The organism is Rhodococcus gannanensis (assembly GCF_042681175.1).
In the GTDB taxonomy this organism is placed as follows: Bacteria; Actinomycetota; Actinomycetes; order Mycobacteriales; family Mycobacteriaceae; genus Rhodococcus_G; species Rhodococcus_G gannanensis.
In genome coordinates this window covers 331,223-357,191 of the sequence record NZ_JBHUFB010000022.1, presented here as the reverse complement: position 1 = coordinate 357,191, position 25,969 = coordinate 331,223, and the positions used below count along the sequence as shown (strand labels likewise).

Sequence of the window (25,969 nt, the reverse complement as noted above, 5' to 3'; positions counted from 1 at the left end):
CGGGCGACGCCTTCCCGGAGGGACGGGGAACGGAAATGGACGTGTGACCAGTTGAACTTGCGATTTGTCGGCCGCCGGGGTGTAGTATCGGTGACACCTGGACTTGATCTAGGTGTGTTCAGTCCGACCCCCCGGGACTGAACACCGAAGACCCCCGCCTCCTCCCCCCCTGGCGGGGGTCTTCTCTGTTTCCGGACCGACTGCGCGGCCCCGATTTCCCGGGCGTCAGAAGTTGTACCCAGCCCGCGAAGTTGTCCACAATCGCCGCACACCCCCTGGTGACGGCGCTGTCCGGGCCGCAGGCTCGGTGCATGGACAGCAAGGCCGGACCCCACGTGCTGGCGATCACCTCCGACGAGGAACTCGCCGCAGGAATCCGTCGCGCCTGCGCCGCAGCCGACCGCGACCTTCACGAACACACCCCACCGGTACCCCGGCGCGCCTGGCTCGGGGCCGCGTACGTCGTGCTCGACTCCGACGCCGCACGTGCCTGCGTCGGCGCGGATCTCCCGCGGCGCGCAGCGGTACACCTCGTGTCCGGCCGGGCGCCCGGCCTCACCGAATGGCAGGCGGCCGCAGCGGTCGGGGCCGAGTCGGTGCTGGTCCTTCCTGGCAGCGAACCCGACCTCGTCGCCGCACTCGCCCGACGGGTCGAGACGGCAGGCGGGCGGGGCCCCGTCATCGCCGTCGTCGGTGGTCGGGGCGGGGCGGGCGCCTCCACCCTGGCCGCGGCGCTCGCCCTCGCCAGCGAGAAGCGGTTCCCGGACCGGCGCGCCCTCCTCGTCGACTGCGACCCGACCGGTGGCGGACTGGACCTGTTGCTCGGTGTCGAGCGCAGCCCGGGGATGCGGTGGCCGTCGCTTCTCGTGGAGGGGGGAGCCGTGTCGGCGTCCGCGCTGCACGCGGCCCTGCCCGGGATCGGAGGCAAGGTCTCCGTTCTCTCCTGTGGGCGGGGCCCAGGACTACGTGAGCCTGGGGAAGCCGCCCTGACCGCCGTCGTCGACGCCGGTCGCGGTGCAGGAGACGTCGTGATCTGCGACGTCCCGAGGCAATCGCGCACCGTCACCGACGTCGCGCTCGGGCTCGCCGACGTGGTCGTCGTGGTGGTGCGGGCCCAGGTGCGCGCCGTCGCCGCGGCCGGCGCCCTGATCTCGGGAATCGCGGCGGCGAACCCGAACATCGTCGTGGTGGTCCGGGGCCCCGCGCCGGGTGGGCTCCGCGGCGCCGAGGTCGAAGAACTACTCGGAATGCCCGTACTCGCCGGCATGCGGCCGGAACCCGGGCTCGCCGGCGCACTCGAGCGCGGCGGACTCAGGCTCACCCGACGGTCGCCCCTGAGGCGCGCGGCGGATGCGGTGCTCGACGTCGTCGCCGGGGACGCGGCATGAGCGGACTGGTGTCGGCCGAGCTGCTCGACCGGGTGCGAACGAGGCTGGCGCAGACCTCCGACACCCCGACGGCGGCGACGGTCGCGGCGGCCATCCGAGCCGAGGCGTCCGGCGTGCTCGGCGACACCGACCTGCTCGATGCGCTGCGCACCCTGCAGACGGAACTGACCGGTGCGGGCGTGCTGGAAACGCTCCTCGTCCAACCGGACGTCTCCGACGTCCTGGTGACGGCACCCGACGAGGTGTGGGTCGATCGCGGTCACGGCCTCGAACGCGCCGACGTCGAGTTCGCCGATGAGGCGGCGGTCCGCCGGCTCGCGCAGCGGCTCGCACTCGCCGCCGGTCGCAGGCTCGACGACGCGCAACCCTGGGTCGACGGCCGGCTGCCCGGCACGCCCGGCGCGAACTTCGGGGTGCGACTGCACGCGGTGCTCTCCCCGGTCGCGCAGGCGGGGACCTGCCTGTCGCTGCGCGTGCTCCGCCCGGCCACCCAGGGGTTGGCCGCGCTGCACCGCTCGGGCACCCTCACCGACGAGTCTCACGACCTGCTGTTCCGTATCATCCAGGCGCGCTTGGCCTTCCTGGTGGTCGGCGGGACCGGCGCGGGCAAGACGACGCTGCTCGCAGCATTGCTGGGCACCGTGTCGCCGAGGGAGCGGATCGTGTGTGTCGAGGATGCGGCGGAACTCGCACCGAACCACCCGCACGTGGTCCGTCTCGTCGCCAGGCCCTCGAACATCGAAGGGGTGGGCGAGGTTTCGGTGCGGCACCTGGTACGGCAGGCCCTGCGTATGCGGCCCGACCGGATCGTCGTCGGCGAGGTGCGCGGCGCCGAGGTCGTGGATCTGCTGACCGCGCTGAACACCGGGCACGACGGCGGGGCGGGCACCGTGCACGCGAACTCGCCCGAGGAGGTGCCCGCCCGGCTCGAAGCCCTCGCGGCACTCGGTGGCATGGACCGGGCCGCGCTGCACAGTCAACTCGGAGCCGCGGTCCAGGTGGTGCTGCACTGTCGCCGGGACACGCGGGGGAAGCGCACTCTGGCGGAGATCGCCGTCCTGGACAGGCCGACCGGTGAGGACGTCGTCGTCGTGCCGGCCTGGCGCGACGGCTGGGGCCCGGGCGCGGACCGCCTACGTGCCCTGCTGGAACGAGCGAACCGGTGACGGCCGCCCTGCTCGTCGCCGCCCTCGCCGTGCTGAGTGCACCGACGACGTCGGCGACGCGGCGGCTGACGCCGGTGTTCGCGCGGGGAACGTCGACCGGACACGTCTCGATGGCGGCCGTCGTGGCGGTGCTCGGGACACTCGTCGTAGGTGTCGCTGCGACCGCACCGACCGCCGGGCTCGCACTGGCGCTCGTCGTCGGTACCGTCGCGCATCGCGTTCGGCGTGCACGCCGCGACCGCCGCCACGACGTCGAGATCCGTTCGCTGCTCGCCGGTCTCGACGTCGCGGTCGCCGATCTCCGAGTCGGTGCACACCCCGAGTCCGCCTGTTCCGCGGCGGCGGCCGAGTCGGCGGGCGGGTCCGCCGAGGCGTTCCGATCCGCGGCGGCAACCGCGCGTCTCGGCGGCAGCGCGGCGCACGGCCTGCTCACCGGTGCGCGACGCGACTCCGATCACGACGGCGTCACCGCCGATCTCGACCGTATCGCTGCGGCCTGGCGAATCGCCGAACGGCACGGTGTCCCGCTCGCCGAGCTCCTCGACGCCGCGCGAACGGATCTGGTGGGGCGACGAAGGTTTCGCGCCCGGGTCGACGCGGGTATGGCAGGTGCGCGGGCAACCGCCACCGTCCTCGCCTGCCTGCCCGTCCTGGGTATCGCGCTCGGCCAGATGATGGGTGCGCATCCCATCGGCGTCCTGCTCGCCGGCGGGATCGGCGGGGTGCTCCTCGTCGTCGGGACCGCGCTCGCGTGCGCCGGCCTCGCCTGGGCCGACCGCATCACCCGGAAGGTCGCGGCATGAGCGCCGCCGCCGTCCTCCTGCTGGGTGTCGCCGTCGTCGTCGCGCCGGGCGCGGGCGACGCGCACGTCCGGCTGACGAATGCCCCGGACGATCCGGGAGGCGACGCGGGTGCGTCGCCGCCGGATCCGCTGGCCGCAGCCGGAACCTACGACCTGCTCGCGGCCTGCCTTCGGTCGGGGATGCCGGTGTCGGCTGCCGCCGCCGCGGTCGCGGAGCAGGCGCCCGAGCCGCTCGGGACGGCGCTCCGGCGTGCCGCGAACCTGCTCGCGCTCGGCGCCGAACCCGAGATCGCCTGGCAGCACGCCGGAACCGACCCGTCGACCGAGGCGCTGGCCAGGCTCGCGCGTCGGTCCGCCCGCTCGGGCAGCGCACTCGCCGACGCCGTCACCGAACTTGCCGCCGAACAGCGCGCGGCAGTCGAAGGTGCTGCCGCAGCGGCAGCCGAACGAGCCGGGGTACTCGTCAGCGGACCGCTCGGACTGTGCTTCCTGCCTGCGTTCCTGTGCCTCGGCATCGCGCCGGTCGTCATCGGTCTCGCCACACGCGTACTCGGACAGGGCGCGCTGTGAGGCCGCAACCACGTCGTCACGGACTGGCCGTGACACGGAACAAGGGGGAGAAAGATGTCGAACAGGGGAATGCGGACGGTCCGCCGGAGTGTCTGGGCGATTCGCGCCCGACTGCTCACCGCGGCGACCGCGGACGACGGCATGTCCACGGCGGAGTACGCGATCGGAACGATCGCGGCCGCGGCGTTCGGCGCCGTGCTGTATTCGGTCGTGACGGGCGATTCCATCGTCTCCGGTCTCACCGAGATCATCGACAAGGCGCTCGACACCGCGGTCTGAGCGTGGCGCGCGCCCCGGTCCGCGACGACCGGGGCGCGGTCACCGTGGAGGCGGCGATCGCCCTCGCGGCGATCGTGGTCGTGGTGACGCTGTGCGTCGGTGCCGTCGCCGCCGTCGCGGCTCAGGTGCGGTGCATCGACGCGGCCCGGGAAGCGGCGCGGCTCGTCGCGCGGGGCGACGCCGACGAGGCACAGTCGACCGCGCGCCGGGTCGCGCCGTCCGGTGCGCGGATGGAGATACGAGAGGACGGAGGACACGTGGTGGCGAGGGTCACGGTGGACGTCCCGCTGCTGCCCGGACTCGAGGTGACTGCCGAGGCCGTCGCGGCGATGGAGGAAACGGCGACCACTACGCCAGACACGGTGCCGAGATGAGAAGCGAGCGGGGCTCGGCGACCGTGACGGCGTGTTTCGTCATCCTCGCGCTGATCGGGATCGTCGTCGCGGTCGGCCACGTCGGGTCGGTTGTCGTGTCGCGACATCGTGCACAGTCGGCCGCCGACCTGGCGGCACTGGCGGCAGCCGCTGCCGCCGTGCGTGGCGTCGACGCGGCGTGTGCTGCGGCGGACGAGACGGCAGCGCGGGGCCGTGCGACCGTGCGCGAGTGCCGGCTCGACGGCTGGGATGCCGTGGTGACGGTGGTCGTGCCGGTGGGACTCGGCGCCGGCGAGGCCGTGGCCGCGGCCCGCGCCGGGCCGGCGGACTGACGCCCCGCCGCGGAGTGGCCCGTCGACCGCGTCCGTCCCGACACGTGACCATGTACCAGCAGTCACACGCGCAACACACGCGCAACACCGGCGCACGCGCTGCAAAGCGGATGGCAGGATGCCGGTGTGACCGCTCACCGACCCGCTCCGCGTCCGAACCTCGGTGATGCCGTTCCGGGCGCGCGCCGCGGTTCGAGGCGAGGCTGCGCCGGATGAGGGTCGACGGCCGGGAGGTCCCGGTCCACGGCAGCCTTCTCCAACCGCTGCGCCGACGGACCAATGACCAGCTGCGGGTCGCGCTGTCGGGGCTCGCGGTGCTGGCCGTCGTGCTCGTCTCCTACTTCACCAAGGGGCGTTGGGAATCGCTGGAGGATTCGGTCTCCGAGCTGATCGGAAGCGCGTCCCCCGAACTGTCGAACCGTGTCTACTCGCTCTACGGCGTCGCGATTCTTGCGCTACCTTTCGCGATCCTGGTCGGGATCGTGTTCGGGCGCAGGTGGAAGCTCCTCGCCGGCTACGCTGCGGCTGCCCTGCTCGCGGGCATCGCGCTGTCCATCACCGGGGACGGGATCGCCGCCCCGCAGTGGCATCTCGACCCGCGTGACTACCGCGACTACCGCGACGCGTTCCTCTCCCAGTTCCTCGACGACTCGCGGTGGATCGCGATGCTCGCGGCCGTACTGACGGTCTGCGGGCCGTGGCTGCCGCGCCGATGGCGGCGCCTGTGGTGGACGCTCCTGCTCGCCTTCGTCCCCATCCACCTGTTCGTCAGTGCGGTCGTTCCCGCCCGCGCGATGCTCGGACTCACCGTCGGCTGGTTCGTCGGTGCGCTCGTCGTCCTGTTCGTCGGGACACCGGCGCTCGAGGTACCCGTCGATCTCGCGTTGAGGGTGCTCGGCAGGCGCGGCCGGGGTGTCCAGGAACTGACCGTCCTCAGCCCGGCAGGCCCGGGGCCGCTGGTTCTCGCCGCTCGGTGTCGATTCGAACCCGGCCTGGGTTCCGGGCACGGACCGTTCCCGCCCGCGGAACCCGACGGCGACCGGACGTCACCGGACGACGGCGAGCCGGAGGAGTCGACCCTCGTTCTCGACCTGTTCGGACAGCACCAGCGCAGCGAGGGCGTGCTGCGTCAAGCGGGCCGCTGGCTGACCTTCCGCAGTTCCGAGACCCTTCCCCCGTTCGCGTCGCTGCGCCGCTCCGTGGAACACCGGGCGCTCATGTCGACGGCCTTCGGGGCGCTCGGACTCGCCGCGAACATCCCGGTCGCGGTCGCGGTCCTCGACCGTGGCTGGATGATGTACGCCCACACCACGTCACGCGGCGCCCCCCTCGACCGACACGACCCGGAGCACCTCGCTGCCGCGTGGGACGGTGTCCGGCGCCTGCACGCGCACCAGATGTCCCACGGCGACCTGCGTCCCGAGAACATCCGGATCAGCGACGGCGCGGCGCTCTTCGACGGGTACGCGCGGACGGAGGTCGGGGCGGCGGATTCCCTGATGCTGGCCGACGTCGCGCAACTGCTGCTGGTCACCGCCGACATGTTCGGCATCGAGCGGGCGGTGTCGGCGGCGATCGACGCGGTCGGAGCCGAACGGGTCGTGTCGGCGTCGGGTCGGCTCACCCGTACCGCGACGCCGAGCCGGATTCGCCGGAGCGTGCGGGACGCCGGGTCGCTGATGGCCGCCGTCCGGTCCGAGGTGCGGGCCCGCACCGACACCGACGTCATCCGCGACGAGCAGGTGACCAGGTTCTCCCGCAACCAGCTGATCCAGCTGGGCCTGCTGATCGGTCTCGTCTACGTCGCCTATCCGTTCCTCAGCCAGGTCCCGACCTTCCTCACCGAGATGCGGTCCGTGACCTGGTGGTGGGTGCTGCTCGGCCTGGCCGTCTCGGGTCTGACCTACATCGGTGCCGCCGCCGCGCTGTGGGCGTGCGCGACGGAGTCGGTGAACTTCCGGCACCTGACGGTCATGCAGTTCGCCAACACCTTCGCGGCCACGACGACCCCCGCGGGCGTCGGCGGCCTCGCGTTGAGCGTCCGGTTCCTGCAGCACAACGGACTCGGCGGGGTGCGCGCGACCGCGGCCGTCGCACTGCAGCAGACGGTGCAGGTGGTGACCCACATCGGTCTCCTGATCGTGTTCAGCTTCGCCGCGGGCCGCAACGCCGACCTGTCCCACTTCATCCCCAGCGCCACCGTCATCTACCTCATCGTCGGTGTCCTGCTCGGCGTCGTCGGCGCCTTCATGGTGGTGCCGAAGCTGCGCCGGTGGCTGCGCGACGACCTGCGTCCCCAGATCGCCGATCTCACGACCGAACTCGTCGACCTCGCCCGCGACCCCGGCCGGTTCCTCATCATCGTCGGTGGCTGTGCCACAACCACTCTCGGTATGGCGCTGGCGTTGTGGGCGTCGGTCGAGGCGTTCGGTGGCGACGTCGCGTTCGTGACCGTCACCATCGTGACGATGATCGGCGGGACCCTCGCCTCCGCCGCCCCGACGCCCGGTGGTGTCGGCGCCGTCGAGGCGGCCCTGATCGGTGGACTCGCCGCTTTCGGCGTCCCTGCCGCGGTCGCCGTGCCGTCGGTTCTGCTGTACCGGGTGCTGACCTGTTGGCTACCCGTGGCCATCGGCTGGCCGACACTGCGCTGGCTTCAGCGCAACGACCTCGTCTGACCCCGCGCCGCCCGCCCCTTCCACCAGAGGAGCCCGTGTGGCTGAAGGTGGCATTCAAGCGGTTGAAGGAGGTGAACGGCACTTTCAGCCAATGGTGGGGGTGTGCGGGAGGGGAAGGGTGGGCCGGCTCAGGCGGGAAGGGTGCCGAGGACCGCGGTGAGAAGTCGGACGGCACCGTCCTTGTCGAGCGGGTTGTTGCCGTTGCCGCACTTCGGGGACTGCACGCAGGACGGGCAGCCGGCGGCGCACTCGCACGCGGCGATGGCGTCGCGCGTGGCCGTGAGCCACGGCCGCAGTCGCTCGAAGGCCCGGTCGGCGAACCCGGCGCCTCCCGGATGTCCGTCGTAGACGAACACCGTGGGCAGGCCCGTGTCCGCGTGCAGTGCCGTGGAGACGCCACCGATGTCGCCGCGGTCGCACGTCGCCACCAGCGGCAGCAGCCCGATCGCCGCGTGCTCCGCGGCGTGCAACGCACCGGGGAGCAGGTCGAAGGGAATGCCCGCCGATTCGAGAAGTTCCGTTGTCGCCGTGTACATCACGGCACGGGTCGGCAGGCTCTGTGCGGGCATGTCCAGTTCGATCTGGTCGAGGACCTCACCGCTCGGCAGCCGCCGCAGATAGCCGACGACCTGATGCGTCACCTCCACCTCGACCAGCGCCGCGGTGACCGGTCCGTGGTCGTGCCGCTCGAGCACCGTGGTGATCGCGATGTCGGTCGTCTCCCGTGCCGAGGTGGTCCATTCGGGCGTCTCCGGGTGGACGAGCGCCAGGCCCTCCTCCAGGTCGAGGGTGTCGACGACGAACGCCTCCCCCTGATGCAGGTACACGGCTCCGGGATGGGTGGTGGCGGGAGCTCGACCGCCGTCGACGGTCCCGAGGAGTCGGCCGGAGTCGGCGTCGACGATCGCGACCTGCACCCCGATGCCGCCGCGGATGTCGACGAACGCGTGCGGATTGGAGTCGGCGGTGACGAACCACCCGTGCGCGCGGCGCCGGATCAGGCCCTGTTCGGCGAGGTCCGTCAGCAGTTCGACCGCGCCGAACTCCGCGACCTCGGCGTCACTGAGGGGGAGTTCCATTGCGGCGCACAGCAGCTGCGGTCCCAGGACGTACGGGTTGGTGGGGTCGGTGACGGTGGCCTCGACGGGCTTGTCCAGCAGCGCGGCGGGGTGGTGCACGAGATAGGTGTCGAGTGGGTCGTCGCGGGCGACGAGGACCACGAGCGACCCCTCGCCGCGGCGCCCGGCGCGCCCGGCCTGCTGCCAGAACGACGCGACGGTGCCGGGGAACCCGGCGACGACCACGGCGTCGAGGCCCGCGATGTCGACCCCGAGTTCCAGGGCGTTGGTGGTCGCCGCGCCGAGCAGGGTGCCGTCGGCGAGCGCCGCCTCGAGTTCGCGGCGATCCTCGGCGAGGTAGCCGGCCCGGTACGCGGCGATGCGATCCACGAGGTCCGAATCGACTTCCGCGAGAATCCGTTTGGCGCCCATCGCGGTCAGTTCGGCGCCGCGCCTGGACCGGACGAACGTGAGGGTACGGGCACCCTCGACCACGAGGTCGGCCATGATCCGCGCGGATTCGCTGCCCGCGGCACGTCGCACCGGCGCCCCGTTCTCGCCGGTGACATCGGTGAGCAGTGGCGGCTCCCACAATGCGACCGTCCGCGGTCCGTGTGGGGAACCGTCATCGAGGACCTCCGCGCACGGCGAGCCGATCAGTCGGGAGGCCGCTGAGCCCGGGTCGGACGTGGTGGCGCTGGCGAGGACGAACACGGGGTCGGCGGCGTAGCGGTGCGCGATGCGCCGGAGGCGCCGCAGGACCAGTGCGACATTGGATCCGAAAACGCCTCGGTACGAGTGGCATTCGTCGACGACGACGTACCGCAGGTTCCGGAAGAAGTGCGCCCAGCGCTGATGTGACCGCAACATCCCGATGTGGAGCATGTCCGGGTTGGTGAACACCCAGCGTGAGTTGGCGCGGACCCACTGCCGGACCTCGGTCGGGGTGTCGCCGTCGAATGCGCTGGGGTACGCGTCGACGAGTTCGTCGGTGCCGTCGCAGAGCGCGACGGCGGCGCGGATCTGGTCGGCGCCGAGCGCCTTCGTCGGGGCGAGGTAGAGCGCGGTGGCGCGGGGGTCCTCGGCGAGCGCCGTCAGCACCGGCAGCTGGTACGCGAGGGACTTTCCGGACGCGGTGCCGGTGGCGACGACGACATTTGTGCCGTGGGCGGCGAGCGTCGCGGCCTGCTCCTGGTGCGTCCAGGGGAGAGGCACGCCACTGTCGCGAAGTGCGTCCACGACGCCGGGGTGTGCCCACGACGGCCACGTGGCGTAGCTCGACTCGCGTGCAGGTAGCTCGGCGATGTGGGTGAGGGGCGTTTCGTGACCGGGAGTGCCGGCCAGGACACGATTGAGGAGTTGACGCCCGTAACTCTCGTCCACTCGCTGTTCTCTCCGCGTTCTGTGTCTGCCGGGTCATGCGTTCGACCTGGGTTTTTGATGGTACTGGTGGGACGTCGAGGCGAGCGTGTCGCCCCGTAGGAGCGGGTTGGCGGTGGTTCTGACCTGCACTTACCGGCAAGTACAATGCAACAAGATCATTTCAATGTGGTTTTAGGCTGTTGCACTTGCGCGAAGCGTGGTTGACTAACTCCCGGTCGCAGCTTCTGTGTTCGTGTACGCGCTCGCAGGACGATGTTGCGAGCGCGGTGCTCGATGCTTTCCTGAGGGGGAATCAGCGGTACAGCGGTCGGAACCGGCCCGGTGGGCTGTGAGCGCTGTCCGCCGCATCCGGTGTTAGAAAGAGAAGGAACAGCATGGCACAGGGCACTGTGAAGTGGTTCAACGCGGAGAAGGGTTTCGGCTTCATCGCCCCCGAGGACGGCTCTGCTGACGTCTTCGTCCACTACTCCGAGATCCAGGGCAGCGGTTTCCGCACCCTCGAGGAGAACCAGCGCGTGGAGTTCGAGGTCGGCCAGGGCACCAAGGGTCCCCAGGCGACCGGCGTTCGCGCCATCTGATTCGAGTACCGCAACAGGTTCGAATCACTCGTCCCCCGCCGCCGACAGGTAGCGGGGGACGAGTCGTGTCCGGGGCACGTCCGGAGCGATTCTCGGCACGACGCCCTCGGCGTGGCGCGCGTTCGCACTGAATCGACCCCCTGTGCGGGGTTACTGTCCTGAGGGTGAACCAGCTGTCCTTCTTCTCGGCGGACACGGTCCCGCCCGAGATCACGGACCTCGACGGTCTGATCGCCGGCCCGGGGCAGATCGCGGCCACCGCCGACCGCGCCCGGGTGTCGGTGGTCGTCGACGCGCAATGGCGTGCCGATGCGATCGCCTCGATGATCGAGGACGCCGGGCTCGTCGCGGAGATCACCCGATCCGACGAGGGCAACCTCCTGGTTCGCACCGCCTCCGTTCCCGAGCTGGCGGTGCTCGCGGCCCGCTGGACAAGGGGCGCGGTGAAATCCGTGCCCGCCGGATGGGTGCCCGGACCGCGCGCGTTGCGGGCCTGGGCACTGGCCGCGGGACGGACGGAGAACAACGGCAGTCGGTTCGTGCTCGGCCTCGATCCGCACGCCCCGGACACCCATCCCCTGCTCGCGCAGTCGCTCATGCGGGCCGGGGTCGCACCCACCCTGTTCGGGACGCGCGGTAACCAGCCAGGGTTGCGGATCGGTGGACATCGGCGCCTGATGCGTCTCGTCGAGAGCATCGGGGAACCGCCCGCAGGGGTGGAGGCGAGGGAGGCGTGGCCCCGGGTGTAGAACGGTCGACACGGAACTGATCTGCAAGGATTGGTCCGCGGTGTGTCACTCTGGTAGCCGGGTGATCGCCGATACGAGGCGAGAAAGGTGCAGGCAGAGAAGTGGCAGCTCGAGATAAGGACACGGCGGGGGACTCCACCACCGCTGCCGGCCGGACACGCCGGCTCGTGATCGTCGAGTCGCCGACGAAGGCCCGCAAAATCGCCCCGTACCTGGGCAGCAACTACGTCGTCGAGGCGTCCGTCGGGCACATTCGCGACCTGCCGCGCGGCGCCGCCGACGTCCCCGTGAAGTACAAGGGCGAACCGTGGGCGCGCCTCGGCGTGAACGTCGACCAGGACTTCGAACCGCTCTACGTCGTCAGTCCCGACAAGAAGTCGAAGGTCACCGAACTCAAGAGCCTGCTCAAGGACGCCGACGAACTCTTCCTCGCCACCGACCCCGACCGCGAGGGCGAGGCCATCGCCTGGCACCTGCTCGAAACCCTGAAGCCGAAGATCCCGGTCCGCCGGATGGTCTTCCACGAGATCACCAAGCCCGCGATCCTCGCGGCCGCCGAGGACACCCGTGACCTCGACCAGGACCTCGTCGACGCGCAGGAGACCCGCCGCATCCTCGACCGCCTGTACGGCTACGAGGTCAGCCCGGTGCTGTGGAAGAAGGTCATGCCGAAGCTGTCGGCGGGCCGCGTCCAGTCCGTCGCCACCCGCGTCATCGTCCAGCGCGAGCGCGAGCGGATGGCGTTCCGCTCCGCCGAGTACTGGGACATCTCCGCGACCCTGGACGCCGGAGCCCAGGCCAGCCCCCGCACGTTCGGCGCGCGGCTCGTTGCCGTCGACGGCAACCGCGTCGCCGCCGGCCGTGACTTCGGCGCCGACGGCGCGCTCAAGTCCACCGGCGTCACCGTCCTCGACGAGGCCGCGGCCCGCACCCTCGCCGAGGCACTGCACGGCGTCGACCTGACGGTCGCGTCAGCCGAGGACAAGCCGTACACCCGCAAGCCGTACGCGCCGTTCATGACGTCGACGCTGCAGCAGGAGGCGGCCCGCAAGCTGCGCTTCTCCTCCGAGCGGACCATGCGGACCGCGCAGCGGCTGTACGAGAACGGCCACATCACCTACATGCGTACCGACTCGACGACGCTGTCCGAGTCGGCGATCAACGCGGCGCGCGCCCAGGCCACCGAGCTGTACGGCGCCGAGTACGTGAGCCCGAGCCCGCGTCAGTACACCCGCAAGGTGAAGAACGCGCAGGAGGCACACGAGGCGATCCGTCCGGCGGGTGACGTCTTCGCGACCCCCGGTCAGCTGCACAGCCAGCTCGGCACCGACGAGTTCAAGCTGTACGAGCTGATCTGGCAGCGCACCGTCGCCTCGCAGATGCAGGACGCTCGCGGCACCACCCTGACGCTGCGCATCACCGGCACCGCCCGGACCGGGCAGGAGGCGACCTTCTCGGCGTCCGGCCGGACCATCACCTTCCCCGGCTTCCTCAAGGCGTACGTCGAATCGGTGGACGAGGAGGCCGGCGGCCAGTCCGACGACGCCGAGTCCCGGCTGCCGGTGCTCGTCGCCGGGCAGGGCGTGACGGCCACCAAGCTCGATCCGGACGGCCACACCACGAATCCGCCGGCGCGGTTCACCGAGGCGAGCCTGATCAAGACGCTGGAGGAACTCGGCATCGGTCGGCCCTCGACATACGCGTCGATCATCAAGACGATTCTCGACCGCGGCTACGTGTACAAGCGCGGCAGCGCGCTCGTGCCCTCGTGGGTCGCGTTCGCTGTGATCGGCCTGCTGGAGGCGCATTTCGGGCGGCTCGTCGACTTCGACTTCACCGCCGCGATGGAAGACGACCTCGACGAGATCGCCGGCGGCCGCGAGCAGCGCGGAAACTGGTTGTCCGGCTTCTATTTCGGTGGCGAGGAGGGCCCCGATGGGTCCGTCGCCCGCGCCGGTGGCCTCAAGAAGATGGTCGGCGAGAACCTGGAGGGCATCGACGCCCGTGAGGTGAACTCGATCCGGCTGTTCGACGACGCCGAGGGCCGCGAGGTGCACGTCCGTGTGGGCCGGTTCGGTCCCTACCTGGAGCGGATGGTCGTCAATCCCGATGATCCCGAGGGTGATCCGGTGTCGCAGCGGGCGAACCTGCCCGACGACCTGCCGCCGGACGAGCTGACGCCCGAGTACGCGGAGAAGCTGTTCGCGACCCCGCAGGACGGTCGTCGCCTCGGCGTCGACCCGTTGACCGGGCACGAGATCGTCGCCAAGGAAGGACGATTCGGCCCCTACGTCACGGAGATCCTGCCCGAGCCGGAGCCCGAGCCAGAGCCGGATATCGTGCCGGTGCCCCAGGGCGGCGACGGGACGGTGGCCACCAAGGCACCCGCCAAGAAGGCGGTGAAGAAGGCCGCGAAGAAGGTCGCAGGCCCCAAGCCGCGCACCGGCTCGCTGCTGAAGTCGATGGACGTCGCCACCGTGACGCTGGAGGACGCGCTGCGGCTGCTGTCGCTGCCGCGCGTCGTCGGCGTCGATCCGGAGTCGAAGGAAGAGATCACCGCGCAGAACGGTCGCTACGGGCCGTATCTGAAGAAGGGCACCGACTCCCGGTCGCTGGCGACCGAGGAGCAGATGTTCACCGTCACCCTCGAGGAGGCGCTGAAGATCTACGCCGAGCCCAAGCGGCGTGGCCGCCAGGGTGCGGCGCAGCCGCCGTTGCGGGAACTGGGCAAGGACTCGGCGACGGACAAGCCGATGGTCATCAAGGACGGACGTTTCGGTCCGTACGTGACCGACGGTGAGACCAACGCCAGCCTGCGCAAGGGTGACGAGGTCGAGACGATCACCGACGAGCGCGCATCGGAACTGTTGGCGGACAGGCGTGCTCGCGGCCCCGTGAAGAAGAAGGCCGCGGCGAAGAAGGCGCCTGCCAAGAAGGCTCCCGCGAAGAAGGCGGCCGCCAAGAAGGCTCCGGCGAAGAAGGCCGCGGCGAAGAAGGCGCCCGCCAAGAAGGCCACCGGCTCCGAGGACTGAACGCGGCCATCGTGTACCGGGAACTGTCGATCGCGTTGCCGGGCACGGTTGCCTGGGCGGTGGACCGCGTCGGCGCCGACGGTGCCTTCGTCCTGCCGGACGGGTGCATGGACCTGGTCTGGCACGACGGCGGGTTCCTCGTCGCCGGCCCCGACACCCGGGCCCACCGCAGCACGGCGGCCGGATCGCGGGCGATCGGCCTGCGATTCGCGCCCGGGCTCGGCCCCCGCGCGCTGGGGATTTCCGCGGACGAGGTGCGCGACAGCAGGATTCCGCTCCGGGACGTGTGGTCGGACGCGGCCGTGCGGCGGCTCACCGACGACGCGGCCCGGGATCCGCTGGCCGCGCTCACGGCGGCGGTCCGCGACCGCCTCGACCCGGTGGACCTGCCGGTCGAGTTCTCGATCGGGGCCCGCCTGGCGTCGGGGGCGTCGGTCGGGGACGTGGCGGCCGAACTCGGGTGGAGTCCGCGCCGGATGCACCGGCGTGCCCTCGTCGCCTTCGGGTACGGGCCGAAGACCCTCGCGCGGGTGCTGCGATTCGATCGCGCTGTCGCCGCAGCCCGCTCCGGCGTCGGATTCGCGCGGGTCGCCGCCGACGCGGGCTACGCCGATCAGGCGCACCTGGCTCGCGAGGTGCGATCCCTCTCCGGGATCACCCTGCGGCAGCTGACAGGTCAGCCGGGGAGTGCCGCGAACAGGTCGACGTGATTGCCGTCCGGGTCCGTGACCGTCGCGTATCGCTGACCCCAGAACGCGTCGAAGGGTGCGAGTTCGCCCTCGCCTCCGGCGCCCAGGAGCAGCGCGTAGGTGGCGTCCACCCCGTCGGGTGATCCACAGTCGAAGGCCAGGGACGGTCCGCCGCCGCCGATCTCGGGATCGAAGTCCGGCTGGAACGAGCGAATGGTTTCCACGGTGTCGAAAGCGAGACGCATCCCGCCGGGCAGCGCGACCTCGACGTGCGGCTGCGTGGCGGCCTCCGCGGGGATGTCGAGACCGAGCAGGCGGTAGAAGGCGAAGGTGCGTTCCGGATCGTGGGCGACCAGGCCGATCACGGCGAATCGTGGTGTCATGCGATCACCGTAGGCGCGAGGAGGCGCGTCGGTCTTGAACGTTTCGGACAACCGCGTCAGCGGCCGACGAACATCGCGACCACGGCGTCGGCAAGGTCGTCCGGGGTGGCGTCGATCGCGCCGTCGAGCCAGGCGGTGACGAGCTCGGCCATGCCGCCGATGAACAACAGCCCGGCGACCTCGCCGTGAATGTCGGATCGTGGTGGGGCGTGCAGTTCGGACGCGGCCCGGTGGGCGAACCGGCGCAGGAGTGCGGTCCGCTGCCGCCGCGTCTGCGGGAGCGCGGCCGACTCGATGATCGCCACCCGGCCCTTGCGGGGATCCCGGTCGATCAGTGCGACGAAGGCCCGCACCGATGCCCGCATCCGGGTGGCGAGGTCGCCGTCGGTGGCGTCGGCTGCGGCCTGTGCGGTCGCTTCGATCTCCGCGGCGATCCACTCCATCACCGCGACGAGGGCATCGTCGACCGCCTGGAAGCTCTCGTAGAAGTAGCGCTCGCTGAGGCCGGCCTCGGCGCAGATCCGGGTCATCGTCACGCGGTCCTCGCCCGCCCAGACCGTGAGGGTCGCCTCCAGCAGCCGGCTGCGGCGCTCGGCGGCCCGGTCGGCGGCGCTGACCCCGCGGTACGTTCCGGAGCGAACGGCCATGACACCACCCTCGCACAGAAGATTGACAGAGCATCCTTCCTGAATGATAGTGATGGCGATCACATTGTCCGAGTGATCGCGGGCCGAGGGGAGTGCGATGGTCGACCACGCCGCGATGCCGCGGGCTCGTGAACTGCCGCCGATCCACCGGGGCGACCGCGGACTGCCCGTGCTCGGCCGGGCCCTCGACTACGCACGCGACCCGATGGTCATGTTCGAGCGGCAGTGGAGCAGCTACGGCGAGATCACGCCCATCCGCATGATCGGCCGCACCTGGGTCGTCGCACTCGGTCCAGATGCGTGCGAGGAGATCCTGCTCAACCGGCAGAAGGCATTCGCCAACGGTCCCGCGTGGACGTACGTCGTCGGGCCCTTCTTCCGGCGTGGGCTGATGTTCCTCGACGCCGACGAGCACCTGCTGCACAGGCGCATCATGCAGCAGGCGTTCACCCGCCGCCGACTCGAGGCGTACACCACGGCAATGCACCCCGCGATCGAGGACGCGCTCGAGACCTGGGGAGACGCAACCGGTTTCACGGCGTACCCCGCACTCAAGCAACTGACCCTGTCCATCGCGACCGACACGTTCATGGGCGGAGCGCCGGACACCTCGCCCGCCGAGATGGACCGCATCAACCGGGCGTTCATCGACTGCGTCCAGTCCGCGGCGGGCATCGTGCGGCTGAACCTGCCGTTCACCCGATGGGGCCGCGCCACCCGCGGCCGCCGCCGACTGGAACGGTTCTTCCGCCACTACCTGCCGTCCCGTCGCGCGAACCGCACCGACGACCTGTTCTCCGTGCTCTGCCACATCGAGAGCGAGGACGGCGAACGCTTCGGCGACGACGATGTCGTCAACCACATGATCTTCCTGCTCATGGCCGCGCACGACACCTCGACGAGCACCCTGTCGACGATGCTGCAGTACCTCGGCCAGCACCCCGACTGGCAGCAGCGGTGCCGGGACGAGTCCCTCGCCCTCGGGCCCCGTCCCACGCTGGCCGAGTTGGAAGGGCTCGAATCGCTCGACCTCGTGATGAAGGAGTGCCTGCGACTGCGGGCGCCGGTGCCGGTGGTGGTGCGGCGCGCCACCACCGACGTCGACGTCCGCGGCATCCGCATCCCCGCGGGCACCGACGTCGTGGTCACGCCGCAGTTCTCGCACGTGATGGACACGTACTGGACCCACCCCGAACGTTTCGACCCCGACCGGTTCGGGCCCGATCGCCGCGAGGACCGGGCGCACCACTACGCGTGGGAGCCGTTCGGCGGGGGCGTCCACAAGTGCCTCGGCATGCACTTCGCCGGCGGCGAGGTCAAAGCCGTCATGCACCACCTGCTGCGCGGACACGAGTGGAGCGTCGACCCCGGGTACGTCGCGCCGATCAACAACCACTCGCTGCCCTTCCCGAACGACGGCCAGCCGATCGACCTGCGGCGCCGACGGCAGGCTGTCCGTGGGCCTCGATAGGGTGGGCGCATGGCGGGAGTGTTCGATCGGCTGGTCGGCCAGCACGAAGTCGAGGTCGGTCTGATCGCTGCCGCGACCGCGGCGCGGGGTGCGGCGGAGACCACCGACGGCGCGACCGAACTCGCCGAGGGGTCCGGGTCGCGGATGACGCACTCCTGGCTGTTCACCGGGCCGCCCGGCTCGGGTCGCTCGGTCGGCGCGCTGTGTTTCGCGGCGGCGTTGCAGTGCACCGGCGACGGCGTTCCCGGCTGCGGCCGCTGCCACGCCTGCACCACCGTCCTCGCCGGCACCCACGGCGACGTCCGGCGGGTGATCCCCGAGGGCCTGAGCATCAGCGTCAAGGAGATGCGCGAGATCGTGCAGACGGCGTCGCGCAGGCCGAGTACCGGCCGCTGGCAGGTCATGATCATCGAGGACGCCGACCGGCTCACCGAGGGCGCCGCGAACGCCCTGCTGAAGGTCGTCGAGGAGCCGCCGGAACGGACCGTCTTCCTGCTGTGCGCACCCTCCGTCGACCCCGAGGACATCTCGGTGACCCTGCGGTCACGGTGCCGGCACGTCGGGCTGTTCACGCCGTCCGCGGAGGCGATCGCCGGGGTACTGCGTGAGCGTGACGGGCTCGACGAGCAGTCCGCGCGCGACGCGGCGCGGATCAGCGGCGGACATGTCGGACGCGCGCGCCGGCTCGCCACCGACGAGGCCGCGCGCAGGCGCCGGGACCAGGGACTCGCCCTCGCGTCGGCGGCGACCCGCTATTCGACGCGGTACTCGCTCGCCGAAGAACTGGTCCGGGAGCTCGAGGTCGAGGCCAAGGAACTCAACGCCGAGATCAACGAACGCGAGACCGAGGAACTGCGCACCGCGCTCGGCGCCGGTGGCACCGGCAAGGGCGCGGCAGCCGCCCTGCGGGGATCGGCGGGCGTGCTGAAGGACCTCGAACGCAGGCAGAAGTCGCGGGAGACCCGGATGAAGCGCGACGCGCTCGACCGGGCGCTCATCGACCTCGCGGGCCTGTACCGGGACGCCCTGGCCGCGGCGTTCGGATCGGACGCGACGGCGAACCACCCCGACCGCGCCGAGCAGGCACGGAAGATGGCGGGCGTCGGCAGTCCGGCCGCGCTGCTGCGGTGTATCGAGGCTGTGCTCGACTGTCGCGAGGCGCTCGACACCAACGTGAAACCGCAGTTCGCCGTCGCCGCGATGATGGCGAGGCTCGGCGCCGAGCTGGGCTGACCGACCCCGTTTTCGTAATCCGAGGCCGAGCCGTTAGACTTCCGTTGCTCGGTCGACAGGCCGGGCGCGCTGCCTTAGCTCAGTCGGTAGAGCATTTCACTCGTAATGAAAAGGTCGAGAGTTCGATTCTCTCAGGCAGCTCAGCGAAACCCCAGGTGAGAGCACGATTCACCTGGGGTTTTCTGATGCCCGGCACAGCGATTCCGCCCACGTCCGTACCGCGGCTGGATAGCCTTCCGGGATGAACAAGGTGATGGTGGCCGCGGTCGGTGTCGGACTGTTGCTCACAGCGGGCTGTGGCAGCGACGACTCCCCGGCGGCCGAGGGGGATCAGACCACGACGCCGACGACCACGACGGAAGCGGCGGCGCCCACCGCGCCGACGCCCGCGGGAACGTCGCCCGCGATCTTCGAAGTGGGACAGCCCGTCGAGAACGGCGGGCTCACGGTGACCGTCACGTCTGTGGACGCATCGCCGACGGTGCCGGTCTCGGACGGTGCCGGCGGCTACCGTGACAGGGCCGCGGCCGAGGGCAGCCAGTACGTCGTGCTCTCCGCGGACATCGTGAACGGGATGGCTGCGCCGATCGACCTGAGCTGCGGCGAAACGATCGGTACCCGGCTGGCCGACGCGCAGAAGCAGCAGTTCAACGTGATCGCCGATCTGGACTCGGTGCAGGGCAACAGGCCGTGCGGTGACCAGCTCGCCCCCGGAACGGACGGCCAGATCCGCTGGGTGTTCGAGGTGGGGGCCGATTCGGTACCGAAGGTGTTCGCGTTCCTCAACGCGGACGGTCCCGAGCCGACCGCGGTGAAGGTCGTGAACCTCTCCGTGGACTGAGTCCGCCCGCCCGGCCGTTGTGGACAACTCGGCCGGGCGGCGGCGTGACCACGGACAACGACTCGGGCGGGTTGCCGGATCGTCGCTGACTCGAAAGTTGCCAACAGGAACGGGAATTACGTTTCCGCAGGTGAGGTGGGATTCGACGCGGCGCTTCCGGCGAACATCCACAGGTTGTCCACACCCCGAACTGGCCCTGTGAATAGGTTTGTCCACAGATGTGGACAACGCGCCCGTGGTGACTGCTCGGCGGTGGGTGTGGATTCGGGTTACCTTGCAGGTGCCGGACTCGTCCCGGGACGGAAGGAATCCTCGCGATGACCGAGCCCCCTGACCGCGGAGCGCCCTCGCCCGACCCGGACCTGCCACCGACCGGACAGCCGCGGCAGGATCAACCGCCGCCCCCGTATCCGCAACCCGGGTATTCACCGCCTCCGTACCCGCAGCCCGGATATCCGCCACCGCCGTATCCCCAGGCTGGGTATCCGCCCCCTGGTTATCCGTCCGGGTACGCCGTGCCTCCCATGCCCGCCTACCCCTATGCCTCGTGGTGGGCCCGGCTCACCGCGTACATGCTCGACGCGATCGTCGTTCCCCTCGTCGGCTACGTCCTGGCCGGAGTCGGCGCGTTCATCGCGTTCAAGGACACCAGTTCCACAACGGTCACCAATCGGACCGACTACTTCACCGAGACGACGACGAACCTGGACGGCGTCAGCGGCACGGGCATCGCAATCATGGTCGGCGGGATCCTGCTCGCACTGGCGCTGGTCGTCTGGAACAACGTGTTCCGGCAGGGGCGGACCGGTCAGACCGTCGCGAAGTCGTGGCTGGACATCGCCGTCGTGCGCGAGGCCGACGGGCGACCGCTCGGAGCGGGTATGGCCTTCGTTCGGTGGTTGCTGCTCGTCGTGCTCGGTGACCTCTGTCTGCTCAATTTCCTGTGGCCGCTGTGGGATCCGCGGAGCCGGTGCTGGCACGACATGATCGTCTCGACGGTGGTGGTCCGCACCGAGTGACCGCACTTCACCCCGTCGACGAACCGGCACCGCCGCGGCGGCCCGGGTGGCGACGCTGCGCCGGGCCGGTGGCGGTTGCGGGGGCGGCCGCGGCCGTGGCGGCGCTGCTGTACGTCCGTGATCCACACCGTCCCGGGGCGTACGGGCTGTGCCCGTTCCACGCGCTGACCGGACTGTGGTGCCCGGGTTGTGGAGGCTTGCGGGCAGCGCACGACCTCGTGCACGGAGACCTGTGGGCCTCGTTGTCGAGCAACGCGTTCGTCGCGCCCCTGGTGCTGGTTCTGGCCGTCGCCTGGGTGCGGTGGGTGCCCCGGAGGTGGCGGGGCGGAAACGAGAGGATGATCGTGTTGGGGCCGGTCGTGACGGTGATCGTGCTCGCCGCGCTCGCCGCCTACACGGTCCTGCGCAACACGCCGTGGGGGTCGGGCCTGGCGCCCGGCTGAACCGGTCCGAACGAGGTGAAGGTGAATCCGATGGCCATGCAGATCTTCTCGTTGATCGTGCTGATCGGCGCGCTCGTCATGCTCGTCCCCGTTGCGCGCCGGGTGTTCGGCAAGCGGGACGAGTGACGGCTTCGTCCCACTCGACACCGGCCCGAAACCGGACCATGCTCAATCATGGCCGAATCACTGCGTGACCGGGTCCGTGAGAAGTTGATGCGCCAGATCGCCGAGGACGGCGGTGGGCCGTCGGAACGCGCGGAGGACGATCCGCGCCTCATCTCGCTCGACGACGACCTCGCGGTCCTCGACCGCGCCCAGGACGGCGATCCGGTGATCGAGGAACTCGCCGCCAAGTACTGGGTCCCGTGACCGCTATCCACCCGACCACCGGGAAGTCTTTCGCCTAGCGTATAAATACATCTTGTGTCTAAGTTGCGTTCTGCGTCCGAGCAGGTCTATCTGGAGGTCAAGGAGCGGATTCTGTCCGCGACCCTCCCCGGCGGCGAGCTGATCAGCGAAGGCGAGATCGCGTCCGAGATGGGGACCAGCCGCACCCCGGTCCGGGAGGCGTTCCTGCGCCTCGAGGCCGAGGGCTGGATGCGACTCTTCCCGAAACGCGGCGCGCTCGTCGTGCCGGTCGCCGACGGTGAGACCGAGCACGTGCTCGCGGCGCGCCTGCTCCTCGAGGCCGACGCCGCGCGCGTGGTCGCGCGCGGGCCCGAGCACGTGCGCGTCGACCTGGTCCGGGGGCTGCGCGCCAACCTGGACGCCCAGCGCGCGGCGGCAGCCGACGGCGACGTCGCCGAGTTCAGCGGTCTCGACGCAGACTTCCACGGCCTGATCGTGCGGGCAGGCGGGAACCCGCTGCTGGTGACGTTCTACATCGGCCTGCGCGAGCGTCAGCGCAGGATGACGGCCAGGTCCCTCAACCGCGATCCGCGACAGCTGCAGTCGATCATCGATGACCACGTCCACCTCGCCGACCTGGTCGAGGCGGGGGACGCGGGCGCCTTCGCCGTCGCCGACGACATTCACATGCGTCGCGTCCATGGCCTCCCTGCCCCGACCGCCGTCGGCACCGAGGGCGGTGCCCGGTGAGCGTCCGGTTCGAGACCGTCGTCGACGCCGGGACGGCCACTTCCTCCCGGCGTCGGATCGCGCCGTGGGCGCTGGTCTCCGCGGCCATGTTCGCGGTGGCCTGGGGTGGCAACGAGTTCACCCCGCTGCTCGTCATGTACCGCCTCGACCACGGCTTCTCGCCCGTCGTCGTGGACACCTTCCTGTTCGCGTACGTGCTCGGCATCGTGCCCGCGCTGCTGCTCGGCGGACCGCTGTCGGACCGGTTGGGCCGCCGGCCGATCATGCTTCCCGCTCCGTTCGTCGCGGCGGCAGGTTCGCTGGTGCTGGCCTTCGGCGCCGACAGCGCGCTGCTGCTGGTGGTCGGACGCATTCTGAGCGGCATCGCACTCGGTCTCGGCATGGCGGTCGGTGGCAGCTGGCTCAAGGAGCTGTCGGTGCCGCCATGGGATGCCGAGGCGGCCCCGGGTGCGGGTGCGCGCCGGGCTGCGATGAGCCTGACTGCGGGATTCGCGATCGGGGCGGGGACCGCGGGCGTGCTAGCGCAGTGGGCGCCGTGGCCGAGCGCGCTGGCGTACGTCTTGCACATCGCGATCACCGTCGCGGCCGGGGTCGCGCTGGCGGTCGCGCCGGAATCGCGCCCGGCGACCCCCAAGGGTGAGCGGGCGCCGTTGATCGACGACCTGAAGATCCCCGCCGCCTCCCACCGCCGGTTCTGGCTGGTCATCGCCCCGGTGGCACCGTGGGTTTTCGGTGCGGCGAGCTGCGCGTACGCCGTCATGCCCGCGCTGATGGCAGACCGCAGTGGCGGTCGTCCCGTCGCCTTCTCCGCGTTGTTGTGCGTCGTCGCACTGGGCTGCGGGTTCGCGATCCAGGCGCTCGGTCGGCGCATCGACACCCCGCGCAGTGCGCGTGCGGTGATCGTCGCGCTGTGTCTCCTCGTGGTGGGTATGTCGCTCGGCGCACTCGCCGCGGACCGGTTGACGGTGCCGCTGGCGTTGCTCGCCGCCGCGGTGCTCGGCTGCGGTTACGGCATGGCGCTGGTGTCGGGGTTGCAGGAGATCCAGCGGATCGCGCGGCCGGACGATCTCGCCGGACTGACCGCCGTCTTCTACTCGCTGACGTACATCGGGTTCGCGGTGCCGGCCGCGTTGGCGCTCGTCGTGCAGTCCTGGCCCACGGTCGGGTACCCCGTGATGTTCCTGGCCGGAGCAGTCGTCGCCGCCGCCGCTCTCGCATTGGTCCTCTGCAACAGCCGGGCGCACCTCCCGGCGACGGCCGACGACGCGGACCGGGCGGAGCACCGACGCGACGACGCACCGATCGTGGGCTGAATCGCGACCTTTCGGCGACCGCCCGGCTATCCCGCCGGGCGTAGCGTTGAGGTCGGGGAAGTGTGGTCGGGGCAAACCAAGCGAGGGGGGCGAGAGCGAGGCTGCCGTGGTCCTGTCGTCCGCGGCGCGAACAAGCGTCGGGAACCTTCCCCACGAGCTGACCAGCTTCGTCGGTCGCCGCCGCGAGGTCACCGAGACGAGACGCAGCCTGTCGGCGTCGCGGCTGGTCACGCTGACCGGAATCGGCGGAGTCGGCAAGACTCGGCTGGCGCTGCGGGTGGCGCACGAGTCGCAGCGAGCCTTCCCCGACGGCGTGTGGTTCGTCGAGTTCGGCGGGTTGACCGCACCGGAGCTCGTCCATGACGCGGTGGCGACGGCCTTCGGGATTCGCGAGGTGCGCCCAGGACCACCCGACGCCCTCGTCGACTTCATCTGCGAGCAGAACGTCCTGCTCGTCCTCGACAACTGCGAGCACCTGGTCGGCGCCGCCGCCGAACTCGCCGGCAACCTGCTGCGGAGCTGCCGCAATCTGCGCATTCTCGCAACCAGCCGGGAACCCCTCGGCGTCAGCGGGGAGAAGGTCCTCCGGGTTCCGCCACTCGGTGTTCCCGATCCGGACCGGCCCGGCCGCGGAAAGCCCACGTTGTTCGAGGCGGTCACCCTGTTCGAGGAGCGCGCGGTCGCGGTCGTCCCCGGATTCGACCTGAACGACACCAACCGCGCAGCCGTGACGCGTATCTGCCAGCGGCTCGACGGGCTGCCGCTCCCGATCGAACTTGCCGCTGCCCGGCTTCGGGCACTGTCGCCCGACCAGATCGCCGCGCGCCTGACCGACACCTTCATGCTCCTCAACGCGGGAGGCCGGGAAGCGCCGTCGCGGCAGCAGACCCTCCGGCTGTGCATCGACTGGAGTCACGACCTGTGTACCCCGCGGGAGCGGGAGGCGTGGAGCCGGCTGTCGGTGTTCGGTGGGCGGTTCGAACTCGACGCCGCCGAAGCGATCTGCGCAGAGACACTGGGGCAGCACGAACTGCTCGACGTCGTGACGTCGCTGGTGGACAAGTCGATTCTGATCCGCGACGAGCAGGACAGCGGCGTCGGTTACCGGATGCTCGAGACGCTGCGCGACTACGGCCGAGAGAAGCTCGAACTGACCGGAGACGGCCCGCGCCTGCGCCGCCGCCACCGCGACTGGTACGAGACGTTCGTTGCGCCCGTGGAGTCGGAGTGGATCGGTCCGCAGCAGGCCCGGTGGCGGGCACGGCTGCAGTGCGAGCAACCCAATCTCCGGGCGGCGACGCAGTTCTGTCTCGACGATCCGGCCGAGGCCGAGTCCGGTCTGCGCATCGCCACCGCGACCTGGCCGTACGCGTTGTCCCGCGGCCAGTTGCAGGAGGGACGGTACTGGCTCGAACGGGCGCTCGCCCATCAGGGCGGTGAACCGACGGTCGCGCGGGCGAAGGCGCTGTGCGCGTACATCCTGCTGTCCGGCAACCAGGGCCACACCGACGAGGCCGAGGCGTACCTCGACGAGGCTCGGGCCGTCGTCGCGGTGGTGGGCGATCCTGTCGTCGACGCGGAGCTGGCATACGCCGAAGGGAACCACGCGTTGTTCGCCGGGGACATGGCACGCGCATTGGAGCTCTTTCCCGCCGGTCTCGACGTGTTCCGCGGTACCGACCCGCTGCGCGAGGTGTCCACGCTTCTCGGCATGGGTCTCGCGTCCGGGATCGTCGGTGAGGTGGATCGGGCGGTGCGGTACGCGGAGGAGTCGCTGGCCATTGCCGAGGCGCGAGGCGATGCGGTCTACCGCGCGTACGGTCTACTCGTGCTGGCACTCACGCTCGTGCGGGCCGACCGCGGGCGGGCCCGGGGCCTTCTCCACCGAGTGGTCCGGCTCGAGCACGATCTCGGTGACCCGCTCGGGACGGCGATGTCGGTGGAAGCCCTGGCCTGGGTCGCGGACGCCGACGGCGAGGCGCAGCGTGCCGCGGTACTGCTCGGCGCGGCACAGTCGATGTGGAGCACCTTCGGTAGCGGCGGCGTGAGCGTGCTGGCGATGCGTACCTTGCACGACGACTGTGTGGACAGCACCAGACGCGCCCTCGGGGACGCGGCCTTCACCAAGGCGTTCCGGCGCGGTCTGGAGGCCGTCACGGATGACGCGGTCGCCTACGCATTGCGCGAGACCAACCTGGCCTCGGGCGGGTCCTCGGGCGAAGCGTCCACTGCGCCGGGCGGCGACCTGACCCGGCGTGAGCGGCAGATCGCGGACCTCGTGGCGGAGGGACTCACCAATCGCGCCATCGCGGAACGGTTGGTCATCTCACCGCGCACGGTGGAGGGGCATGTGGAGCACGCACTGACGAAGCTCGGGTTTCGCTCCCGGAGCCAGATCGCGGCCTGGGTGGCCGAGCAGAAGGCCGCGGAAACGCCCTGACCA

24 protein-coding genes and 1 tRNA gene are annotated in these 25,969 nt (G+C 70.8%); 22 read left to right on the top strand and 3 right to left on the bottom strand.

The features are described from left to right. Positions 1 to 311 precede the first annotated feature (311 nt). The 8 genes from ssd (at position 312) to ACFSJG_RS27065 (ending at position 7,589) form a co-directional block, all read left to right on the top strand. Positions 312 to 1,388 carry a septum site-determining protein Ssd gene (gene ssd, locus ACFSJG_RS27100; protein WP_378488341.1) on the top strand — a complete coding sequence of 359 codons (1,077 nt, stop codon included), beginning with the start codon at positions 312 to 314 and terminating at the stop codon, positions 1,386 to 1,388. Continuing rightward, positions 1,385 to 2,554 carry a TadA family conjugal transfer-associated ATPase gene (locus ACFSJG_RS27095; RefSeq protein ID WP_378488340.1) on the top strand — a complete coding sequence of 390 codons (1,170 nt, stop codon included), beginning with the start codon at positions 1,385 to 1,387 and terminating at the stop codon, positions 2,552 to 2,554. Before ssd ends, ACFSJG_RS27095 begins: the two co-directional genes overlap by 4 nt. Next, complete coding sequence (locus tag ACFSJG_RS27090; protein ID WP_378488339.1) at positions 2,551 to 3,357, top strand: type II secretion system F family protein; 807 nt, start codon at positions 2,551 to 2,553, stop codon at positions 3,355 to 3,357. The genes ACFSJG_RS27095 and ACFSJG_RS27090 overlap by 4 nt, the downstream gene beginning before the upstream one ends. Beyond that, positions 3,354 to 3,926, top strand: coding sequence for a type II secretion system F family protein (locus tag ACFSJG_RS27085; protein ID WP_378488338.1), 573 nt, complete (start codon positions 3,354 to 3,356; stop codon positions 3,924 to 3,926). The genes ACFSJG_RS27090 and ACFSJG_RS27085 overlap by 4 nt, the downstream gene beginning before the upstream one ends. A gap of 69 nt (positions 3,927 to 3,995) precedes the next feature. Then, complete coding sequence (locus tag ACFSJG_RS27080) at positions 3,996 to 4,205, top strand: DUF4244 domain-containing protein (RefSeq protein ID WP_378488362.1); 210 nt, start codon at positions 3,996 to 3,998, stop codon at positions 4,203 to 4,205. After that, positions 4,202 to 4,579 carry a TadE family type IV pilus minor pilin gene (locus tag ACFSJG_RS27075; protein WP_378488361.1) on the top strand — a complete coding sequence of 126 codons (378 nt, stop codon included), beginning with the start codon at positions 4,202 to 4,204 and terminating at the stop codon, positions 4,577 to 4,579. The genes ACFSJG_RS27080 and ACFSJG_RS27075 overlap by 4 nt, the downstream gene beginning before the upstream one ends. Then, positions 4,576 to 4,911, top strand: a complete 336-nt coding sequence (locus ACFSJG_RS27070) for an Rv3654c family TadE-like protein (protein WP_378488337.1) — start codon at positions 4,576 to 4,578, stop codon at positions 4,909 to 4,911. The genes ACFSJG_RS27075 and ACFSJG_RS27070 overlap by 4 nt, the downstream gene beginning before the upstream one ends. A gap of 212 nt (positions 4,912 to 5,123) precedes the next feature. Next, positions 5,124 to 7,589, top strand: coding sequence for a lysylphosphatidylglycerol synthase domain-containing protein (locus ACFSJG_RS27065; protein WP_378488336.1), 2,466 nt, complete (start codon positions 5,124 to 5,126; stop codon positions 7,587 to 7,589). A 128-nt stretch (positions 7,590 to 7,717) separates the two neighbouring features. On the opposite strand, the gene ACFSJG_RS27060 is transcribed toward ACFSJG_RS27065, so the two are convergent. Further along, entirely contained in the window at positions 7,718 to 10,030 is a 2,313-nt protein-coding gene (locus tag ACFSJG_RS27060) for a DEAD/DEAH box helicase (protein ID WP_378488335.1), read from the bottom strand. 374 nt (positions 10,031 to 10,404) lie between these two features. Between ACFSJG_RS27060 and ACFSJG_RS27055 the strand changes: the two genes are divergently transcribed. From ACFSJG_RS27055 to ACFSJG_RS27040, 4 genes are all read left to right on the top strand, one after another. Next, the gene (locus ACFSJG_RS27055) at positions 10,405 to 10,608 is read left to right on the top strand and encodes a cold-shock protein (RefSeq protein WP_005515803.1); all 204 of its coding nucleotides are present in this window, start codon (positions 10,405 to 10,407) and stop codon (positions 10,606 to 10,608) included. A gap of 164 nt (positions 10,609 to 10,772) precedes the next feature. Beyond that, positions 10,773 to 11,357: a hypothetical protein gene (locus ACFSJG_RS27050; RefSeq protein WP_378488334.1), complete on the top strand. Its 585-nt coding sequence runs from the start codon at positions 10,773 to 10,775 to the stop codon at positions 11,355 to 11,357. Between the two features lie 101 nt (positions 11,358 to 11,458). Next, positions 11,459 to 14,389, top strand: coding sequence for a type I DNA topoisomerase (gene topA / locus ACFSJG_RS27045; protein ID WP_378488333.1), 2,931 nt, complete (start codon positions 11,459 to 11,461; stop codon positions 14,387 to 14,389). A gap of 11 nt (positions 14,390 to 14,400) precedes the next feature. Then, entirely contained in the window at positions 14,401 to 15,099 is a 699-nt protein-coding gene (locus ACFSJG_RS27040; protein ID WP_378488332.1) for a helix-turn-helix domain-containing protein, read from the top strand. Here the strand turns inward: ACFSJG_RS27040 and ACFSJG_RS27035 are convergent. Together ACFSJG_RS27035 and ACFSJG_RS27030 are read right to left on the bottom strand one after the other, a co-directional pair. Beyond that, the gene (locus ACFSJG_RS27035) at positions 15,066 to 15,461 is read right to left on the bottom strand and encodes a VOC family protein (protein ID WP_378488331.1); all 396 of its coding nucleotides are present in this window, start codon (positions 15,459 to 15,461) and stop codon (positions 15,066 to 15,068) included. The two genes, ACFSJG_RS27040 and ACFSJG_RS27035, sit on opposite strands and share 34 nt — an antisense overlap. Positions 15,462 to 15,517: 56 nt before the next feature. Further along, a complete protein-coding gene (locus tag ACFSJG_RS27030; protein ID WP_378488330.1) occupies positions 15,518 to 16,108 on the bottom strand; it encodes a TetR/AcrR family transcriptional regulator in 591 nt (196 codons plus the stop codon). Between the two features lie 97 nt (positions 16,109 to 16,205). Between ACFSJG_RS27030 and ACFSJG_RS27025 the strand changes: the two genes are divergently transcribed. The 10 genes from ACFSJG_RS27025 (at position 16,206) to ACFSJG_RS26980 (ending at position 25,966) form a co-directional block, all read left to right on the top strand. Continuing rightward, the gene (locus ACFSJG_RS27025) at positions 16,206 to 17,579 is read left to right on the top strand and encodes a cytochrome P450 (protein ID WP_378488329.1); all 1,374 of its coding nucleotides are present in this window, start codon (positions 16,206 to 16,208) and stop codon (positions 17,577 to 17,579) included. Between the two features lie 9 nt (positions 17,580 to 17,588). Then, positions 17,589 to 18,812, top strand: coding sequence for a DNA polymerase III subunit delta' (locus ACFSJG_RS27020; protein WP_378488328.1), 1,224 nt, complete (start codon positions 17,589 to 17,591; stop codon positions 18,810 to 18,812). A 68-nt stretch (positions 18,813 to 18,880) separates the two neighbouring features. Next, positions 18,881 to 18,953 (top strand) — tRNA-Thr (locus ACFSJG_RS27015). A gap of 100 nt (positions 18,954 to 19,053) precedes the next feature. Next, the gene (locus ACFSJG_RS27010; protein WP_378488327.1) at positions 19,054 to 19,653 is read left to right on the top strand and encodes a DUF4352 domain-containing protein; all 600 of its coding nucleotides are present in this window, start codon (positions 19,054 to 19,056) and stop codon (positions 19,651 to 19,653) included. 524 nt (positions 19,654 to 20,177) lie between these two features. Then, positions 20,178 to 20,672: an RDD family protein gene (locus tag ACFSJG_RS27005; protein WP_378488326.1), complete on the top strand. Its 495-nt coding sequence runs from the start codon at positions 20,178 to 20,180 to the stop codon at positions 20,670 to 20,672. Beyond that, a complete protein-coding gene (locus ACFSJG_RS27000) occupies positions 20,669 to 21,115 on the top strand; it encodes a DUF2752 domain-containing protein (RefSeq protein ID WP_378488325.1) in 447 nt (148 codons plus the stop codon). The genes ACFSJG_RS27005 and ACFSJG_RS27000 overlap by 4 nt, the downstream gene beginning before the upstream one ends. A gap of 174 nt (positions 21,116 to 21,289) precedes the next feature. Then, positions 21,290 to 21,484, top strand: a complete 195-nt coding sequence (locus ACFSJG_RS26995; RefSeq protein ID WP_378488324.1) for a hypothetical protein — start codon at positions 21,290 to 21,292, stop codon at positions 21,482 to 21,484. 54 nt (positions 21,485 to 21,538) lie between these two features. Beyond that, positions 21,539 to 22,213 (top strand): GntR family transcriptional regulator, encoded by a 675-nt coding sequence (locus ACFSJG_RS26990; protein WP_378488323.1) that lies wholly within the window; start codon positions 21,539 to 21,541, stop codon positions 22,211 to 22,213. Between the two features lie 86 nt (positions 22,214 to 22,299). After that, a complete protein-coding gene (locus tag ACFSJG_RS26985; protein ID WP_378488360.1) occupies positions 22,300 to 23,526 on the top strand; it encodes an MFS transporter in 1,227 nt (408 codons plus the stop codon). A 106-nt stretch (positions 23,527 to 23,632) separates the two neighbouring features. Continuing rightward, a complete protein-coding gene (locus ACFSJG_RS26980; protein ID WP_378488322.1) occupies positions 23,633 to 25,966 on the top strand; it encodes an ATP-binding protein in 2,334 nt (777 codons plus the stop codon). Positions 25,967 to 25,969 lie beyond the last annotated feature (3 nt).

Bases quoted from the DNA above. Each gene is read 5' to 3' on its own strand.
- ACFSJG_RS27065 (WP_378488336.1), top strand. From the start codon at position 5,124: ATGAGGGTCGACGGCCGGGAGGTCCCGGTCCACGGCAGCCTTCTCCAA.
- ACFSJG_RS26985 (WP_378488360.1), top strand. From the start codon at position 22,300: ATGTTCGCGGTGGCCTGGGGTGGCAACGAGTTCACCCCGCTGCTCGTC.
- ACFSJG_RS27055 (WP_005515803.1), top strand. From the start codon at position 10,405: ATGGCACAGGGCACTGTGAAGTGGTTCAACGCGGAGAAGGGTTTCGGC.
- ACFSJG_RS27030 (WP_378488330.1), bottom strand. From the start codon at position 16,108: ATGGCCGTTCGCTCCGGAACGTACCGCGGGGTCAGCGCCGCCGACCGG.
- ACFSJG_RS26995 (WP_378488324.1), top strand. From the start codon at position 21,290: ATGGCCGAATCACTGCGTGACCGGGTCCGTGAGAAGTTGATGCGCCAG.
- ACFSJG_RS27025 (WP_378488329.1), top strand. From the start codon at position 16,206: ATGGTCGACCACGCCGCGATGCCGCGGGCTCGTGAACTGCCGCCGATC.
- ACFSJG_RS27095 (WP_378488340.1), top strand. From the start codon at position 1,385: ATGAGCGGACTGGTGTCGGCCGAGCTGCTCGACCGGGTGCGAACGAGG.
- ssd (WP_378488341.1), top strand. From the start codon at position 312: ATGGACAGCAAGGCCGGACCCCACGTGCTGGCGATCACCTCCGACGAG.
- ACFSJG_RS27035 (WP_378488331.1), bottom strand. From the start codon at position 15,461: ATGACACCACGATTCGCCGTGATCGGCCTGGTCGCCCACGATCCGGAA.
- ACFSJG_RS27085 (WP_378488338.1), top strand. From the start codon at position 3,354: ATGAGCGCCGCCGCCGTCCTCCTGCTGGGTGTCGCCGTCGTCGTCGCG.
- ACFSJG_RS27010 (WP_378488327.1), top strand. From the start codon at position 19,054: ATGAACAAGGTGATGGTGGCCGCGGTCGGTGTCGGACTGTTGCTCACA.
- ACFSJG_RS27080 (WP_378488362.1), top strand. From the start codon at position 3,996: ATGCGGACGGTCCGCCGGAGTGTCTGGGCGATTCGCGCCCGACTGCTC.
- ACFSJG_RS27020 (WP_378488328.1), top strand. From the start codon at position 17,589: ATGGCGGGAGTGTTCGATCGGCTGGTCGGCCAGCACGAAGTCGAGGTC.
- ACFSJG_RS27070 (WP_378488337.1), top strand. From the start codon at position 4,576: ATGAGAAGCGAGCGGGGCTCGGCGACCGTGACGGCGTGTTTCGTCATC.
- ACFSJG_RS27005 (WP_378488326.1), top strand. From the start codon at position 20,178: ATGCCCGCCTACCCCTATGCCTCGTGGTGGGCCCGGCTCACCGCGTAC.